Genomic DNA, 17,447 nt, shown 5'->3' with positions numbered 1-17,447 from the left:
TCATGGTTTTTTCAAATCCCATGTTCGGCGACGGCCCGCAATGTCCACCATGGCATATTCACGCCTATTTGGCGCGTTACACCGAGTGTTGCTTGGGCTGGAGTGGAGACAATGGTATCAAGGACTTCATGAACGCTATTCCACAAACGGATCAGGACGCGCGGCGCACGCTGCTGCGTTACAAACGGTCTGCGACCGGCCTGCTGGCGGCCATGGCGGGGCTGACGGTAGCGGGGTACGCCCTGCCGCAGATGGGCTGGCTGGCGGATCGTCCGTGGTTGGAAATCCTGCGATCGGGCACCAAGGCCGGGGTCGTGGGGGGACTGGCTGACTGGTTTGCCGTGACCGCGCTGTTCCGCAGGCCCATGGGGCTGCCGATTCCGCATACCGCCATCCTGCCCGCGCAGAAGGAACGGCTGGCGCAGGCGCTGGGGCGGTTCGTTTCAACAAACGTGTTCACCGAGCATGAAGTCGAGGCCGCGTTCAACCGCATCGACCTGCCGTCCATCATCGGCAACATATTGCAGGAGCCGGAAACGGCGGCCATGGTCAACCGCGCGGTGCTGGGGTCCGTGCCGCACGTGCTGGACCGGCTGGAGGACGGACGGGCGAGTTCCGCCATCGCCCGCCTGCTGCCGACTCTGCTGGGGGGGGAGGAAATCGCCCCTGTCGTGACCCGCAGCCTGCGCGCGATGGTGGAAGGGGACTGCCACCAGGAAGTGCTGTCGTTTCTGCTGTCGCGACTGAAGGAAGGCATCAAGGCCAAGGAACCGGCCCTGCGCATGATGATCGAGGAACGCGTGCGCGAACAGGGCGGCCGCGTGCTGGGCTGGGCCATTGGCGGTTCGATCGCAACCAAGGTGCTGCTGGCCGCGGGGCAGGAACTGGACCGGATCGACCCGCAGAATTCAGAATTGCGTGAGGGGTTCACCACATGGGTCCGTGCCGAAATCGACCGGATCGAGCAGGACCCGGTACGTCGGCGCGAAATCACGGATGCCGTGATGGGCGTGCTGACGCATGACAGCGTGCGTGGCTGGAGCAGTGACGTATGGCGCCGCCTGCGTCGCCTGATCGAAGAAGACATGGACAAGGGGGATACCGGATGGCTGTCCTCCATTGTGCGTGACGCACTGCAGCGCCTGGCGGAACAGATGTATCATGACGCCACCATGCGCAAGCGGATCAATGACGGCGCGCGTGGCATGATCATGGGCAGCCTGCCGTTCCTGCGGGACCGGATGTCGCGGTTTATTTACTCGGTCGTCAATGGATGGGATGCGGAGAGCCTGAGTGACCGCCTTGAACTGCGGGTAGGCAAGGATCTGCAGTATATCCGGCTGAATGGCACGCTGGTCGGCTTTCTGGCCGGGTGCGGGCTGTCCGTGCTATTACAGCTGATATTCGGAACCGGGATCGGGTAGGGCAGGGCCGTATGCAACGATTGGACTTGACGACGCGTGGCTGGTAGCCCATCTGAAACTTCAGGAAACAGTACTGTTTCGGTCCAATTATGCGCGGAGACCGGAACAGGCGGGAGAGCGGAATGCTGAAACTGTCGAAACTGACCGATTATGCCGTCGTGGCTCTGGTCCGGCTGGGACAGAAGGACGAGGTCACGACCTCGCCTGTCCTGTCGCGTTCGACCGGCATTCCCGAACCCACCGTGGCCAAGGTGCTCAAGATACTCGCGACACAGGGCATCGTGACATCACAGCGCGGCGCGCGCGGCGGCTACAGGCTGGCCCGTCCGCTGGAGGAAATATCGATCGCGGCCGTGATCCAGGCGATTGATGGCCCCATATCGCTGACGACATGCGTGGATGGCGGGGATTGCGACGCCCGGTCCACCTGTGGCCTGGGCGGTCAGTGGGACATGGTCAACGCCGCCATTCGCAACGCCCTGTCCGCCATTACGCTGGCGGACATGAAAAACCACACAGTCATTGACAGACTGGACGGCCTGCGCCCGCCGTCCATGCCCGGCGGGCCCGCAGCCACGGCCTGAAACAGGGGGAGGAAAGACACATGCCGGCAGTAGCCGAAACCCGCAAGACGGTCGAAACCCTGGGGCAGAACACCTATAAATGGGGGTTCGAGACCGATATCGAAATGGATATCGCCCCCAAGGGCCTGAACGAGGACACGATCCGCCTGATCTCCAGTCGCAAGAAGGAGCCGGAATGGCTGCTGGAATGGCGGCTGAAGGCCTACAGGTCGTGGCTGGAAATGCGCGAACCCACATGGGCCAAGGTCAATCATCCGCCCATCGATTACCAGGATGTGCATTACTACGCCGCCCCGCGCAGGAAGCCCGGTCCCAAGTCGCTGGATGAGGTCGATCCCGAACTGCTGCGCACCTATGAAAAGCTGGGTATCCCGCTGCATGAACAGGCGATGCTGGCTGGCGTGGAAGTGCCCGAAGGGCAGGAAGCGCGCGCGCCCATCGCGGTTGACGCCGTGTTCGACAGCGTGTCCGTCGCCACTACTTTCCGCAAGACGTTGCAGGAAGCGGGCGTGATCTTCTGCCCCATTTCCGAAGCGGTGCAGGAACATCCCGAACTGGTGCGCAGATACCTGGGCAGCGTCGTGCCGGTTACGGACAATTTCTATGCCGCCCTGAACGCCGCCGTGTTTACCGACGGCTCCTTCGTGTTCGTGCCCAAAGGCGTGCGCTGCCCGATGGAACTGTCCACCTATTTCCGCATCAATGCGCGTAATACCGGGCAGTTCGAACGCACCCTGATCGTGGTGGAAGATGGCGCGTCCGTCTCCTACCTCGAAGGGTGCACGGCGCCCATGCGCGACGAAAACCAGCTTCATGCCGCCGTGGTCGAGCTGGTGGCGATGGAAGATGCGTCGATCAAGTATTCCACCGTGCAGAACTGGTATCCTGGTGATGAGAACGGCAAGGGTGGCATCTACAACTTCGTGACCAAGCGTGGCGCATGCCGTGGCGCGCGGTCGAAGATTTCATGGACGCAGGTGGAAACCGGGTCGGCCATCACGTGGAAATACCCGTCGTGCATCCTGCAGGGTGAGGGATCGGTGGGCGAATTCTATTCCGTTGCCGTCACCAACAATCACCAGCAGGCCGATACCGGCACCAAGATGATCCATATCGGGCGCAACACGCGTTCGACCATCATCGCCAAGACCATCAGCGCGGGTCAGTCCGACAGTACCTATCGCGGGCTGGTGCGCATGATGCCCAAGGCATCGGGCAGCCGCAACTTCACCCAGTGCGACAGCCTGCTGATCGGTGACCGTTGCGGGGCGCATACCGTGCCCTATATCGAAAGCCGCAACATGTCCGCGCGTGTGGAGCATGAGGCGACGACATCCAAGATATCGGAAGACCAGCTGTTCTACTGCCGCCAGCGTGGCCTGTCGGAAGAAGACGCGGTGGGCCTGATCGTGAACGGGTTCTGCAAGGACGTTCTGAAGGAACTGCCGATGGAATTCGCGGTGGAAGCGCAGAAGCTTCTGCAGATCAGCCTAGAAGGCAGCGTGGGCTAACAGGGATTCAAAGACGTGAGCAAGCAATTCGTAAGCATCAATGGCCTGTGCGCCCGCATTTCGGACGGGGAGACCCACAAGGAAATACTGCGTGGGGTCGATCTGGAAATCCCGGCGGGTGAAGTCCACGCCATCATGGGGCCGAATGGTTCGGGCAAGTCCACCCTGTCCTATGTGCTGGCCGGGCGCGAGGATTATGAAGTGACCGGCGGGGCCGCCACCTTCAAGGGGCAGGATCTGCTGGCGCTGGAACCGGAGGAACGTGCAGCCCTTGGCCTGTTCCTTGCGTTCCAGACGCCGGTCGAACTGCCGGGTGTGAACAACGCCAATTTCCTGCGCACCGCCGTCAACGCCGTGCGCCGCGCGCGCGGGCAGGAGGAACTGGACGCGGTGGCTTTCCTGAAAGCCGTGCGCAAGGAAACCAAGCACCTGTCCATGTCGGACGAGATGCTCAAGCGTAACGTCAATGTCGGCTTTTCCGGTGGGGAGAAGAAGCGCAACGAGGTGCTGCAGATGCGCATGCTCCAGCCATCCTTCGCCATTCTGGACGAAACGGACAGCGGACTGGACATTGATGCCCTGCGTATCGTGGCCGAAGGTGTGAACTCCCTGCGTTCGCCCGATTTTTCGGCGCTGGTCATCACCCATCACCAGCGGCTGCTGGACTATATCGTGCCCGATCGTATCCATGTAATGGCGAAGGGCCGCATCATTCACAGCGGTGGTCCCGAACTGGCCAAACAGCTTGAGGCGCAGGGTTACGCCCAGTTCCTGTCGGAGGCGGCGTGAACGCCATTGCACCGGTCGGGGTCAATGCTGCCACCTTTCTCGACCGGGGTGATGTAACGGGCAATGCCCAACGGCAGAAGGCCGCCGATTTCCTGCGCCATGTCGGCCTGCCCCGCACGGGTGTGGAGGCGTGGAAATATACATCCCTGCGGGCACTGGCTGACGTGCCGTTCACGGCCGCGCCGCAAGTGGTTGATGACAGGGCTGTCGATACCCTGCTGGCGGAGGTCGAAACCATTTCCGGTCTTGGCGCCGGGGCCAGCCGCGTCGTATTCGTGAACGGATCGTTCGATGCCGGTCGTTCGCGCCTGCCAAAAGGCGTGCGGATTTCGACCCTGGCCGCAGGCATGCTACCCGATGACGGGATCGATCCGGCGGGTGATGTCACCACCGCGCTGAATACCGTCCTTGCGCGCGACGGACTGGATCTGGTCGTGCCTGCAGGCGTGGATGGCGGCTGCCTGCTGCTGGTCAGTATTGGCCAGACGGGAGAGGCCGAGCCGGTTTCCTTCCACCCGCGCCACCGCATCGTGGTGGAAAAGGGCGGTCGTCTGGCGCTGCTGGATGCATCGGTCGGGCGGGGGCAGTACCTGCACAATCCGCTGTATGACATTACGGTGGCGGATGAAGGCTACCTGTCGCATGCCCGTATCCAGGCAGAAGGCAGGCAGGCGGTGCATCTGGCGGTCAGCCATGCCCGGGTTGCGGCGGCAGGTGTCTATGACAGTTTTACGCTTACGCTGGGGGGCAGCCTGTCACGGCATGAAGTGCATGCCGGGCTGACGCAGCCGGGGGCCAGCGTGCACGTCAATGGCGCGCAGCTTCTGTCTGGCCACCAGCATGGTGACCTGACCAGTGTGATCACCCATGCGGCACCGGACTGCGTGTCGCGCCAGACAATCAAGAATGTCCTGTCCGATCAGGCGCGTGGCGTGTTTCAGGGCAAGATCCTTGTCGAGCGTATTGCCCAGAAGACTGATGGGTACCAGATGAATCAGGCGCTTCTGCTGTCCGATGGCGCGGAAATCGACGCCAAGCCGGAACTGGAAATCTACGCTGATGACGTGAAGTGCAGCCATGGCGCCACCGTGGGCGCACTGGATGATGACCAGCTGTTTTACCTGCGCAGCCGTGGCATTCCCAATGCCGCCGCGCGCTCCATCCTGATCCGCGCCTTCCTGCATGATGTCGTGGACCAGATTGATGACCAGCGCCTGAAGGACAGCCTGAACCTTGCTGTAGAGGCATGGTGGACGCGGGAGGTCGCATGATGGACCAGACTGTAGCCAGCCGCACGGACGTCGCGGGCAGCCTGCGCCGTATCCGGGCCGATTTCCCGATCCTGTCGCAGAAGGTGCATGGCAGGGACCTTGTGTTCCTTGACAGCGCGGCTTCCGCGCAGAAGCCGCGGCAGGTCATTGACGCCATGGCCGATACCATGCGCACCCAGTACGCCAACATCCATCGCGGGCTGTACTGGATGAGCGAACGCACGACGGAAGCCTACGAAGCCGTGCGCGATCAGGTGGCGGCCTTCCTTGGCGCCAGCGCACGGGAGGAAATCGTATTCACCCGCAACAGCACCGAGGCGATCAACCTTGTCGCCCATTCATTCGGTTCCCTGCTGAAGCCGGGGCAGGTGGTTCTGGTGTCCGAAATGGAACACCATGCCAACCTCGTGCCATGGCAGATGCTGCGGGATCGCACGGGCGTTGAACTGCGCGTAACCCCCGTTACCGATGATGGCGCGCTGGACATGGACGCCCTGGCGCGCAACCTGTCCGACGGACGGGTGGCGCTGGTGGCGATCACCCACATGTCCAATGTGCTGGGTACGATCACGGATGCCCGTGCCATTGCCGACATGGCGCATGCGGCCGGTGCGAAAGTGCTGTTCGATGGCAGTCAGCTTGCCGTCCATCGTCGTGTGGACGTGCGCGCGCTGGACGCGGATTTCTACGTGGTGACCGGGCACAAGCTGTATGGCCCGACCGGCATTGGCGTGCTGTGGGCACGACGCGAGATCCTTGACGCCATGCCGCCCTTCCTTGGCGGTGGCGACATGATTTCCACCGTGTCGTTCGAACGGTCAACATGGGCCAGTGTCCCGCATAAATTCGAGGCAGGCACCCCCGCCATCATCGAGACCATTGGACTGGGCGCGGCCCTTGCCTATATCGAATCCATAGGGTTTGACGCGATCGGCGCACATGAGGAAGTCCTGACCACCCACGCGCTGCAGGCGCTGGGCAATGTCAGCGGACTGAAAGTGATCGGGACCGCGCCGGATCGTGGCGGGGTGATTTCGTTCACCATGGATGATGTCCATCCGCATGACATCGCTACCCTGCTGGACCGCAACGGCATCGCGGTGCGGGCGGGGCATCACTGTGCCGAGCCGCTCATGCACAGGCTGGGGGTTTCGGCCACCGCGCGGGCCAGTTTCGGCATCTACACCACGCCAGAGGAAATTGACTTCCTGGCCGCCACGCTGGAACAGATACGCGGCTTTTTTGTCTGATGGCGTGACAGTCATGACGCAGGATGATCTGTATCGCACCGTAGTGCTGGAACGGGCCAGAACTCCCCGGTATTCCGGCCCGCTGGCAGGTGCGCAGATGCAGGGGGAAGGGTCAAACCCCCTGTGTGGCGACCGGGTAAGGCTGCAGGCCAATGTCGATGTACAGGGCCGGGTTGCGGCATTACGGCATGAAACGCGGGGCTGCGCGATCTGTGCTGCGTCTGCGGATCTCATGGCGGAACGGGTGGTCGGGCAGGAACCTGCACACGTCAGCCAACTGCATGCGGACCTTGTTACGGCCGTTGAAACAGGTATAGCCCCCGAGGGCTTGGGTGAACTTTCGGCTTTTGCGCCATTGCACCGGCATCGTTCACGTATCCGCTGCGCGATGCTGCCATGGTCGGCGCTGATCGAAATGCTCAATGATGATAAAGACAGGTGAAAGTCCCATGGACGAGAAAAATCAGGTAGAGCCTGCCATCGGCATGGCAGAGGGAGCCGGGCATTTCTCCCTTGAGACCGAAGATACGCCCAGTCCCAAGGCCGAACCCGTATCAACGTGGACACCAGACGGGGAAAAGCCGGCTGATGCCGCAGCCAGTGGCAGCATGCCGGATGAGGACACGGTCATTGCGGCGATCGCTACGGTGTATGACCCGGAAATCCCGGTCAATATCTATGAACTTGGCCTGATTTACGCCATCGACCTGCATGAGGATGGATCGGTCAAGGTCGAGATGACACTGACAGCCCCAAATTGCCCCAGCGCGCAGGAACTGCCTGTACAGGTTAAGGAAGCGGTGGAAAAAATTGATATGGTCACCACTGCCACGGTGGAAATCGTGTGGGAGCCGCCATGGGACATGTCGCGTATGAGCGAAGATGCGCGCCTTGCCCTGAACATGTTCTGAACCCAGAAAAGGGGAACGTGCCATGACTGAACATAACGCTACGACTACTACTGCTGCCACCCCGCGCCGTGCCCTGCCGCCGCTTATGACCTTGACGGACCGGGCCGCGCAGCGGCTGGAAAAACTGTACCAGACCAATCATGCCGGACATCTGCTGCGCATTGCCATTTCAACCAAGGGCTGTTCTGGCCATGCCTATGACATGAGCTTTGTTGAACAGGCCGGTCCGGGTGACGAAGTGGTGGTGGACAAGGGAGTTACCCTGCTGGTGGACCGCAAGGCGACGCTGTTCCTGATCGGGTCGGTGATGGATTATGAGGTCAAGCAGCTTGAATCCGGCTTCACCTTCAGCAATCCCAATGAAAAGGGCCGCTGCGGCTGCGGGGAAAGTTTTCACGTCTGATATTGAAAACCAGACAGGCTTCAGGGTGCCGCCTTTTCCCAAAAAGGCGGCGTTCTTCAAAGCTTTCTGAAAAAAGCTTCCTTAAAAAATCCTGCTTTTACCGCCGGTTACGGCGGTTTTTCCCTGGCAGGGTCAGCACGCAGACTGATTCGACTTCCGCTGACCACAGGAACTGGTCAATGACCGTGATACTATCCAGCCGGTAGCCCGCTTGGCGCAATGGTGTCAGATCCCGTTGCAGGGCAACGGGATTGCAACTGACATAGATGACGCATGGTGGCTTTCCTGCCACAATCTGGGCGATCTGCGCACCGGCTCCCGCATGGGGTGGGTCCAGCACGACCGCCGCTGCCTTTGCCAGATCGGTCGCCATGACTGGCTGGCGGTTCAGGTCTCGCTGCGCAGGCAGGACGCGTGTGCCGCCACTGGCCTGTTTCAGGCAGGCAAAGGCGGCGCGATCGCCTTCATAGGCATGGACCTTGGCCTGTTCAGCCAGTGCGAAGGACAGCGTGCCGCAGCCCGCGTATAATTCGATAATACCCGCCTTCAGCCCCTTGCGTGGCAGGCCCGCAAGGACCGCCGCCTTGATAAAGGCAGCCCCCCTCCGCGCGGGTTGCAGGAAAGCGCCCGGCGGAGGCATCACGCGCACGTCATCAAAATGATGGAAGACCGGCCCGGTCAGGGCCAGTGTCTCCGGTGGGCGGGCCTGTAGTGAAATACGTGGGACGCCATGCGCCTTGCCAAACTGGGCAAGGATACGCCGGTCATTGGGGTCTGGCGTGCCGTCCATCGTAATCAGCAGATCGGGACCACTATCCAGAAGATTGATCTGGATATCACCACCCGTATGTACGGCCGGCAGCGAATGCAGCATGGCGCGCAATGGTGTCAGCAGGTTGAAAAGCGTGGGGTCGAGCAGCGTGCACTCGGTCATGTCCACAACATCGCCGCGACGGCGGTGCAGTCCCAGCACGATCTCTTTCCCGACCCGGCGGAAGGCCAGATCGACCCGGCGCCTGGCATGTGGGCTGACCTGATGGGCCTGCGGTGTGGGAATGGCGTCAAACCCAACCCGTTGCAGGGAGTCGAGCACCCGGCCCGTTTTCCAGTCCAGCAGGGCCGGTAATGCCATGTTCTGAATCCGGCAGCCACCACAACGGCCGAACAGGGAACAGGGGGCGGCCACGCGATCGACCCCGGGTATCAGCACGCGGTCAAGCGTGCCGTGCGTGCCGTTCTGGTCCACCAGCAGGATTTCATCACCCGGGACCGTGCCGGGTACGAATATCCGCCCCTCCGGGGTCTGGGCTATGCCATCCCCATCATTGCCGAGCGCCACCACCCGGATGGCATTCGCCACTGCGTTTTCCATTCCCTGTTATCGCCTGAAGGGCAGAGTACTTATTCGTCGGCCGGAATGACGGATTTTTCACGGCGCGGCAGCTGCATGAAGGCCGGCACGTCATTGCCAAAGCCAGTAACCGGCTGATCTGGCGCGGACGGTAGCAAGCCCGAGTCGCGACGCGTGGAAGTGGAGGCGCCGCCTGCATTGCCACCCTGCGTCCTGCGCGATTTGCGTGGGGCAGGAATCGCTTCCTCGGCGACCGCAGGGGGAGCAGGAACTGCCTGCTGCGGGGCAGGGGTTGCCGCATTGCCCTTGCGGGCGGACTTGCGGCGGCCATTGGCGGCGCGGGGTTCGTCCGACCATTCCAGCGTTTCCACGCCGGGGATTTCGATTCGGGGAATGGGCTTGCCTGTCAGTTTCTCGATGGCCTGGACCAGCGCTTCTTCATCCGGCGTGGCCAGGGTATAGGCATGCCCGGTACGGCCCGCGCGGCCGGTACGGCCGATTCGGTGGACGTAATCCTCAGCATGGAACGGTACGTCAAAATTGAACACATGCGACAGGCCGCCAATGTCGATCCCACGCGCCGCGATGTCGGAACAGACCAGAATCTTCAGTTCGCCGCTCTTGAATGCTTCAAGTGTCGAGAAACGCAGCGACTGCGCCAGGTCACCATGCAGGGGTCCTGCGGAAAAACCATGTTTTATCAGTGATTTGCACAGTACATCGACATCACGCTTGCGGTTGCAGAACACAATGGCGTTCTGCATGTCCGACGCACGCAGCAGCTTGCGCAGCGCGCGGCGCTTTTCCTTGGCGTCGACAATGGCCAGTCCCGTCTCGATCGTCGAGGCGACGGAGGAGGGACGGCTGACCGTAATTTCCTTGGGATTGCGCAGGAACATGTCCGCCAGCCTGCGGATTTCCGGCGCCATGGTGGCGGAGAAGAACATGGTCTGGCGCAGCGGCGACAGCATGCCCACGATCTTCTCGATATCGGGAATGAAGCCCATGTCCAGCATGCGGTCCGCTTCGTCGATCACCAGCAGCTTGGTCTGGGTCAGCAGCAGGCCTCCGCGTTCAAACAGGTCGATCAGCCGCCCGGGTGTAGCGATCAGCACGTCAACACCGCGGTTCAGCACTTCCTTCTGTTCGGCCATGCTTTCGCCGCCAATCAGCAGTGCATGGGTCAGCTTGAGGTGCTTGCCGTAATTGACGAAGTTTTCCGCGACCTGCAACGCGAGTTCACGTGTGGGTTCAAGGATGAGCGAACGCGGCATCCGTGCCCGCGCCCGTGACCCGGACAGGATTTCCAGCATGGGCAGGGTGAAGGATGCGGTCTTGCCGGTTCCGGTCTGCGCCACACCCAGAACGTCGCGCCCCATCAGTACATACGGGATGGCCTGTGCCTGGATGGGGGTGGGATGACGGTATCCCATCTCATCAATTGCCTGCTGGATGGGTTCGGACAGGCCAAGTTCGGAAAACAGGGGCTGTGCTTCCTGTTCTGCGGCGTCTGCCGGTGCAGAGGTGTCAGTGGGGGCAACCCCGTCCGTGCTTGCGGCGGAGGCTGGGGCTGCCGCCTTTTTTGCGGAGCGGGCCGGGGCGGAGGACGTTTTTTTGGCGCTCAAATTACTCTCGAACGTATCAGCAGATGAATATGGCCCCGTCCGATTGCCACCGTGTCGCGCTGTATCAGGCTGCCGTCCCTGATGTACCTGCAGCAATGCAGGGAAGGGGAGTGCGGCATGTTCGGGGTCAGACCCCTGATGTGCCACATTCCCTGTGCCTACCCATATCCGCAATGGAAATCAAGGGGACGTGAGGGGTGCGTCCATATTTTCAGAACGGATGGGCAAGGCAGCCACAGATGATGGTCAGCACGCCGATTCCGGTGTTGAGCATGACCAGCGAACGGATCGAGTCGAATGTACCCTGCTGCGGGCGCAGCGCGCGGCGCGCCTTCTGGTAGGGGCCAAAATAGATGCGGGCGAATATGCCGGCCATGATCAGTCCGAACAGCTGCATGAGGTTGATCGGCCATGGCACCACCGCAAAGCCGCCATCGTGATAAATCAGGAGCCAGCCCGTAATCAGCACCGTTGGCATGGTATGCCATACAATACGGAAAAAACGGTTGAGCGTCTGCAGGTGGACTGAGGCGCGCTGCGTTCCATCCAGCAGGCTGAGGCTGGGCTTGAGCACGAAGGCCGCATAGATCATGCCGCCGACCCAGGCCGCCATGCCAGTTATGTGGAGTGCGAGCACAAGGCTCCAGACTATGGAATAGGACATGACGCCTCCTTGCGGGGGTGGATGGGTAAAAAACGATCCGTGCCATGCGGCAGGATACGGAATGCTTGTTTCCCCATTCCTGTATCATGCGCAAGACCGGTCACGCAGCCAAAGTTGCCGAAAGGGGGAAGGACATCATGACCATGGATGAAACAGCACATAGGGACGTGCGCCACCTTCTGCTGCCCGCGCCCGATGAAATGGGGCGGATTGACGCCGCCGCTGCCCGCCACGTGCCGGTGGCCGTGCTGATGGAAAACGCGGGCCGGGCCGTGGCCCGCGCCATCAGGCGGCACATGCGTCCGTGCCGCGTGCTGGTGCTGTGTGGTCCGGGCAATAATGGTGGCGACGGTTACGTGACTGCGCGCAGGCTGGCGGAGGAAGGCTGGCCGGTATCGGTCGCGGAAATGGCGCCTCCGCATCCCGGCGGCGACGCGGCCGCTGCCGCAGCACGGTGGCGCGGGCCGGTCGTGGCGTTCACGCCTGAAAATGCCGCCGGTTTTGACCTGGTGGTCGATGCCGTGTTTGGCGCGGGGCTGAGCCGGGATATCGGCCCGGACGTGGCGGACGTGCTGAAGGCGGCTTCCCGTCTGGTTGCCATAGACATGCCAACAGGCGTGGACGGGGCGACGGGGGCGGTCCGGGGATACGCGCCACAGGTGGAAATGACGGTCACGTTCTGCAGGCTTAAGCCCGGTCATCTGCTGCTGCCGGGCCATACGCTGTGTGGCCGGACCGTGCTGACGGATATCGGTATCGGGGAAGATGCCGTGGCATCGGTGCCGATTCGTACATGGCATAACGAACCGGGCCTGTGGCGTACGCCTGCATGCGGGCCGACCAGCTATAAATACAGCCGTGGCGTTGTCAGTATATGTGGCGGGCGTGAAATGCCGGGTGCGGCCCGTCTGTCGGCAGCGGGCGCACGGGGGGCAGGTGCGGGGCTCGTGCGGCTGGCGGTGGGAGACAGCGCGGAAGTATACCGCATGACCGCGCCGCCGGGGCTGATCGTGGATTCCGGCGCGCTGGACGGGTTGCTGCAGGATTCGCGCCGACATGTATGGGTCTGTGGTCCCGGCCTGTCGGTGGATGAGGTGGCGGCAACCTTTCCCGCACTGGTGCGCGCGGGTCGGGACGTGATTGCCGATGCCGGGGCGTTCACCATGGCGGCGGGGCAGCCTGACCGGCTGAAGGGGGCTGCCATCATCACCCCGCATATCGGCGAATTTTCGCGCGTTTTCGGCAAGCCGGGGCCGGACCGCGTGGCGGCGGCGCGGCAGGCTGCGGCGCGGACAGGGGCGGTGACCGTCATGAAGGGGCCGGACACCATCATCGCCAGCCCCGACGGGCGGGTCGCGATCAACAGCCATGCCACCCCCATGCTGGGCACGGCGGGGTCGGGCGATACGCTGACGGGAATCATCGCGGCCCTGCTGGCGGCGGGCATGCCACGCTGGGATGCAGCCTGTGCAGGGGTATGGATGCATGGCGATGCGGCGCTGCATGCCGGGGAGTGGCCGGTAGCCGAGGATTTTGACCGCCATCTGGGGGCGGCAAGGGCGCGGGCGGAAGCCATGGCAAAAAAAGTTTTAGGCTGAAAACGCCATTCGGGCCGCGTGGGATATTGCCCCGTGGCCAATGGTGCGCTAAAGCCCCGCGCTTACAGCCTGGGCACAGTGCGGGCGTGGTGGAATTGGCAGACACGCCAGATTTAGGTTCTGGTGACGCAAGTCGTGGGGGTTCAAGTCCCTCCGCCCGTACCAAGATCCCGGCAAGTCGCGTTATGCGAGCAGACGTGGTGGCCAGACCGGCCTATTGCGTTCTTTGACACGTTCTGACCGAGAGGATGGCCTGGCAGATGCAGGTTACTGAAACGCTTTCCGATGGCCTGAAGCGCGGGTTTACCGTTACGGTGCCTGCTGCGGAAATCGAGAGCAAGCGCACCGCGCGCCTGAAAGAAGTTGGACAGTCCATGAAGCTGCCGGGCTTCCGCCCCGGAAAGGTGCCGATGAGCATCCTGCAGCAGCGTTTTGGTGAATCTGTTCAGGGCGAAGTCCTGGAGCAGGTTGTAAGTGAGGCAACCCGCACCCTGCTGGATGAGCGCGGCCTGCGCCCGGCCATGCAGCCCAAGGTTGACCTGGTTTCCGGCAGCGAGCCGGGCAGCAGGGAAGACCTGAAGTTCACGGTCGAGTTCGAGGTCCTGCCCGAAATCACCATCCCCGACCTGTCCGACCTGTCGCTCGTGCGTCTCAAGTCAGAAGTGAACGCCGAGACCGTGGACAAGGCCCTGACGGAAATCGCCAGCCGCCAGCGTGAGTTCGAGAAGGTCGAGGAAGACCGTCCCGCCGCCAATGGCGATGTGGCCGTCGTCGACTTCGTCGGCAAGGTCGATGGCACGGCGTTTGAAGGCGGTTCCGCCGATGACGTCAGCGTCGAACTGGGTGGCGCAGGCTTCATCCCTGGTTTTGCCGAGCAGATCGAGGGCATGAAGGCCGGTGACGAAAAGGTGATCACCGTGACCTTCCCCGCCGATTATGGCGCGGAACATCTGGCGGGCAAGGAAGCCACCTTCGACATCAAGCTCAAGGAACTCCGCCGTCCGGTCGAGGCCAAGATTGATGATGAACTGGCCAAGAAGCTGGGCTTCGACGGGCTGGAGCAGGTGCGTGAACTGATCTCCAAGCAGGTTGGTCAGGAATACGAGCAGCTGTCCCGCCTGCGCCTGAAGCGCGAACTGCTGGACAAGCTGGCGGAAAAGACCGATTTCGAAGCCCCTCCGGGCATGGTTGACGCCGAATTCGCCCAGATCTGGAACCGCATCGAGGAAGACCGCAAGGCCGGTCGCCTGGATGAGGAAGACAAGGACAAGGACGAGGACACGCTGCGCGCCGACTATCGCAAGATCGCCGAACGCCGCGTGAAGCTGGGCCTGCTGCTGGCGGAAATCGGTCGTGTGAACAACATCACCGTAACGCAGGAAGAAATCGTGCACGCGGTGCGCGCCGAAGCCTCGCGCTATCCCGGTCAGGAACAGGCCGTGTTCGAGTACTTCTCCAAGAACCCGCAGGCCGTTGACAGCCTGCGTGGCCCGATCTTTGAAAACAAGGTCATCGACTACATCGTCGAGCTTGCGAAGGTCGAGGACAAGGAAGTGACGCCGGAAGAGCTGGCTGAAATGCCGGAAGCTGACGTCTGATCCGCTTTCGCGACATAGGTAGCGCATACGGCGCGCGGAAGGGGACTTCCGCGCGCCGTATGTGTTTGCGGACAGGTGAACACGTACAGTTTGTCACCCCCGATCATGGCAAAATGACAGGGGTGGGGTGGTATCTGGCGTGTTTGTCTCTATTTTGTCATAAGTAACCGGGAAGGGTCCGGCTGCGCCCGCGTTGTCCGCGCATCTTTTGCCGGTGATCGTGCGCAGGACGGGGCCTTGCTTTTCAGGACGGGAATATGGCTATGAGGGATCGGGATCCCGTAGAGATCTTCAATAACGCTCTGGTGCCCATGGTGGTGGAGCAGACCTCCCGCGGGGAACGGGCATTCGACATCTATTCCCGCCTTCTGCAGGAACGGATCATCTTTCTGACCGGACCGGTCTATGACCAGGTTTCCGCCCTTGTGTCGGCGCAGCTGCTTTATCTGGAAAGCGTGAACCCGAGCAAGGAAATCTCGTTCTACATCAACAGCCCCGGTGGCGTGGTGTCGGCGGGACTGGCGATTTACGACACCATGCAGTACATCCGCTGCCCCGTCAGCACGGTGTGCATCGGGCAGGCGGCATCCATGGGGTCGCTGCTGCTGGCCGGTGGGGAAAAGGGGCGGCGATTCGCCCTGCCCAATTCCCGTGTCATGGTGCACCAGCCATCCGGTGGCGCGCAGGGACAGGCCAGCGACATCGAGATCCAGGCGCAGGAAATCCTGACCATTCGCAAGCGCCTGAACGAGATTTACAAGGAGCATACCGGCCGCACGCTTGAGGAAATTGAGCAGAAGCTGGAACGCGACAGCTACATGTCGGCGGAAGAAGCGCAGGCATTCGGTATTGTGGATGAAGTGGTCCGTCGTAACGTTGCATCAAAACCTGCGGAGTAATCTGCAAAAGGAAGCGCGCGCGCAGGTGCGCTTCCTGCCCCTGTGGGTGAAAATCACCTGCGGCGTGCCGTGCCCCCGTGGCCCGGCCGCAAGGTATGGAGAAGTTCCCCCGCGTGGGAATAGGAGCGGTTATGAATAACAAATCCGGCGATTCCAAAAATACGCTTTACTGCTCGTTCTGCGGCAAGTCGCAGCACGAGGTCCGCAAACTGATCGCCGGTCCCACCGTGTTCATTTGCGATGAATGCGTCGAATTGTGCATGGATATCATCCGTGAGGAACACAAGACGCATCTGGTCAAATCACGCGATGGCGTGCCAACGCCGCGGGAAATCTGCAAGATTCTGGATGACTATGTCATCGGGCAGGGACACGCGAAAAAGGTGCTGTCGGTTGCGGTGCATAACCATTACAAGCGCCTGGCCCATGCCCAGAAGAACAATGATGTCGAGATCGCGAAATCCAACATCATGCTGATCGGGCCAACGGGGTCGGGCAAGACCCTGCTGGCGCAGACGCTGGCCCGCATCCTTGACGTGCCCTTCACCATGGCCGACGCCACGACCCTGACCGAAGCCGGTTACGTGGGCGAGGACGTGGAGAACATCATTCTCAAGCTGCTGCAGGCCGCCGACTATAATGTGGAGAAGGCGCAGCGCGGCATCGTCTATATCGATGAGATCGACAAGATTTCGCGCAAGTCGGACAATCCCTCCATCACCCGCGACGTCAGTGGCGAAGGCGTGCAGCAGGCGCTGCTGAAGATCATGGAAGGCACCGTCGCCTCCGTGCCGCCGCAGGGCGGGCGCAAGCATCCGCAGCAGGAATTCCTGCAGGTCGATACCACCAACATGCTGTTCATCTGTGGCGGTGCTTTTGCTGGCCTGGACAAGATCATCAGCGCGCGTGGCAAGGGGTCGGGCATCGGGTTCGGCGCGGATGTGCAGTCGCCTGACGAACGCCGGATGGGTGCGGTGCTGCGTGACGTGGAGCCTGAGGATCTGCTGAAATTCGGGCTGATCCCCGAATTCATCGGTCGTCTGCCCGTTGTCGCGACGCTGGAGGATCTGGATGAGGCAGCCCTGATCGAGATCCTGACCAAGCCCAAGAACGCGCTGGTCAAGCAGTACGCGCGCCTGTTCCAGATGGAAGACGTGCAGTTGACCTTTACCGAAGACGCATTGCGTCAGGTGGCCCAGCGCGCCATCGCGCGGCGTACCGGTGCGCGTGGCCTGCGCGCCATTCTGGAAAGCATCCTGCTGTCGACCATGTTCGAACTTCCCGGTCTGAAAAACGTCGAGGAAATCGTGGTCAATAAGGAAGTGGCCGAAGGCAAGGCACAGCCTGTCTATGTGTATGGGAAGAATCAGCCAGCCGAACAGTCTGCCTGACGACTGGGCCGGTTTACGCCGAAATGCCATCGCCGGACTTGTGGTGATGGCGCGTCGTGACAACATGAAGTGAAGTTGTCGCATATGCGGCGCGACGGATGGGCAGGCCGCAATGTTCGGGTGCCCGTCCGGGATCGTCCATCAGGAGGTCAAAAAATAACATGTCTGAAACTGACAG

Annotated in this window: 16 protein-coding genes and 1 tRNA gene; 14 read left to right on the top strand and 3 right to left on the bottom strand. The window is 61.7% G+C overall.

From position 1 onward, the window contains the following. The first annotated feature begins 128 nt into the window (after positions 1-128). The 9 genes from ACE2AA_RS07290 (at position 129) to ACE2AA_RS07250 (ending at position 8,143) form a co-directional block, all read left to right on the top strand. Entirely contained in the window at positions 129-1,424 is a 1,296-nt protein-coding gene (locus tag ACE2AA_RS07290) for a DUF445 domain-containing protein (protein WP_141260535.1), read from the top strand. A gap of 122 nt (positions 1,425-1,546) precedes the next feature. After that, positions 1,547-2,008, top strand: a complete 462-nt coding sequence (locus tag ACE2AA_RS07285; RefSeq protein ID WP_141260534.1) for an SUF system Fe-S cluster assembly regulator — start codon at positions 1,547-1,549, stop codon at positions 2,006-2,008. A 20-nt stretch (positions 2,009-2,028) separates the two neighbouring features. Next, positions 2,029-3,519, top strand: a complete 1,491-nt coding sequence (sufB, locus tag ACE2AA_RS07280; RefSeq protein WP_141260533.1) for a Fe-S cluster assembly protein SufB — start codon at positions 2,029-2,031, stop codon at positions 3,517-3,519. 15 nt (positions 3,520-3,534) lie between these two features. After that, complete coding sequence (gene sufC, locus ACE2AA_RS07275; RefSeq protein ID WP_141260532.1) at positions 3,535-4,308, top strand: Fe-S cluster assembly ATPase SufC; 774 nt, start codon at positions 3,535-3,537, stop codon at positions 4,306-4,308. Continuing rightward, positions 4,305-5,579: a Fe-S cluster assembly protein SufD gene (gene sufD, locus ACE2AA_RS07270; RefSeq protein ID WP_395371925.1), complete on the top strand. Its 1,275-nt coding sequence runs from the start codon at positions 4,305-4,307 to the stop codon at positions 5,577-5,579. The genes sufC and sufD overlap by 4 nt, the downstream gene beginning before the upstream one ends. Further along, entirely contained in the window at positions 5,579-6,829 is a 1,251-nt protein-coding gene (locus ACE2AA_RS07265; protein ID WP_395372154.1) for an aminotransferase class V-fold PLP-dependent enzyme, read from the top strand. The genes sufD and ACE2AA_RS07265 overlap by 1 nt, the downstream gene beginning before the upstream one ends. 13 nt (positions 6,830-6,842) lie before the next feature. Continuing rightward, positions 6,843-7,271 (top strand): Fe-S cluster assembly sulfur transfer protein SufU, encoded by a 429-nt coding sequence (gene sufU, locus ACE2AA_RS07260; protein ID WP_395371923.1) that lies wholly within the window; start codon positions 6,843-6,845, stop codon positions 7,269-7,271. 7 nt (positions 7,272-7,278) lie between these two features. Next, entirely contained in the window at positions 7,279-7,740 is a 462-nt protein-coding gene (locus ACE2AA_RS07255) for an SUF system Fe-S cluster assembly protein (RefSeq protein ID WP_141260529.1), read from the top strand. Positions 7,741-7,762: 22 nt separating this feature from the next. After that, complete coding sequence (locus ACE2AA_RS07250) at positions 7,763-8,143, top strand: iron-sulfur cluster assembly accessory protein (protein WP_141260528.1); 381 nt, start codon at positions 7,763-7,765, stop codon at positions 8,141-8,143. A 97-nt stretch (positions 8,144-8,240) separates the two neighbouring features. On the opposite strand, the gene ACE2AA_RS07245 is transcribed toward ACE2AA_RS07250, so the two are convergent. From ACE2AA_RS07245 to ACE2AA_RS07235, 3 genes are all read right to left on the bottom strand, one after another. Beyond that, positions 8,241-9,515 carry a class I SAM-dependent RNA methyltransferase gene (locus ACE2AA_RS07245; RefSeq protein WP_395371922.1) on the bottom strand — a complete coding sequence of 425 codons (1,275 nt, stop codon included), beginning with the start codon at positions 9,513-9,515 and terminating at the stop codon, positions 8,241-8,243. 29 nt (positions 9,516-9,544) lie between these two features. Then, the gene (locus ACE2AA_RS07240) at positions 9,545-11,119 is read right to left on the bottom strand and encodes a DEAD/DEAH box helicase (RefSeq protein WP_395371921.1); all 1,575 of its coding nucleotides are present in this window, start codon (positions 11,117-11,119) and stop codon (positions 9,545-9,547) included. A gap of 211 nt (positions 11,120-11,330) precedes the next feature. After that, positions 11,331-11,783: a CopD family protein gene (locus tag ACE2AA_RS07235; protein ID WP_141260525.1), complete on the bottom strand. Its 453-nt coding sequence runs from the start codon at positions 11,781-11,783 to the stop codon at positions 11,331-11,333. Between the two features lie 137 nt (positions 11,784-11,920). Between ACE2AA_RS07235 and ACE2AA_RS07230 the strand changes: the two genes are divergently transcribed. The 5 genes from ACE2AA_RS07230 to clpX all read left to right on the top strand — a co-directional run bounded on the left by ACE2AA_RS07230 (position 11,921) and on the right by clpX (position 17,269). Beyond that, positions 11,921-13,381, top strand: coding sequence for an NAD(P)H-hydrate dehydratase (locus tag ACE2AA_RS07230; RefSeq protein ID WP_395371919.1), 1,461 nt, complete (start codon positions 11,921-11,923; stop codon positions 13,379-13,381). Between the two features lie 80 nt (positions 13,382-13,461). Further along, a tRNA-Leu gene (locus ACE2AA_RS07225) sits at positions 13,462-13,546 on the top strand. A 95-nt stretch (positions 13,547-13,641) separates the two neighbouring features. Next, positions 13,642-14,979 (top strand): trigger factor, encoded by a 1,338-nt coding sequence (gene tig, locus ACE2AA_RS07220; protein ID WP_141260523.1) that lies wholly within the window; start codon positions 13,642-13,644, stop codon positions 14,977-14,979. A 263-nt stretch (positions 14,980-15,242) separates the two neighbouring features. Then, entirely contained in the window at positions 15,243-15,878 is a 636-nt protein-coding gene (locus tag ACE2AA_RS07215) for an ATP-dependent Clp protease proteolytic subunit (protein ID WP_010506376.1), read from the top strand. A 131-nt stretch (positions 15,879-16,009) separates the two neighbouring features. Further along, entirely contained in the window at positions 16,010-17,269 is a 1,260-nt protein-coding gene (gene clpX, locus ACE2AA_RS07210; protein WP_025438914.1) for an ATP-dependent Clp protease ATP-binding subunit ClpX, read from the top strand. Positions 17,270-17,447 lie beyond the last annotated feature (178 nt).

Origin of the sequence: Komagataeibacter diospyri (assembly GCF_043995075.1) — a bacterium.
Lineage (GTDB): Bacteria > Pseudomonadota > Alphaproteobacteria > Acetobacterales > Acetobacteraceae > Komagataeibacter > Komagataeibacter diospyri.
Note: the sequence above shows the minus strand (reverse complement) of the source record. Positions and strands in the feature narration are given on the sequence as shown.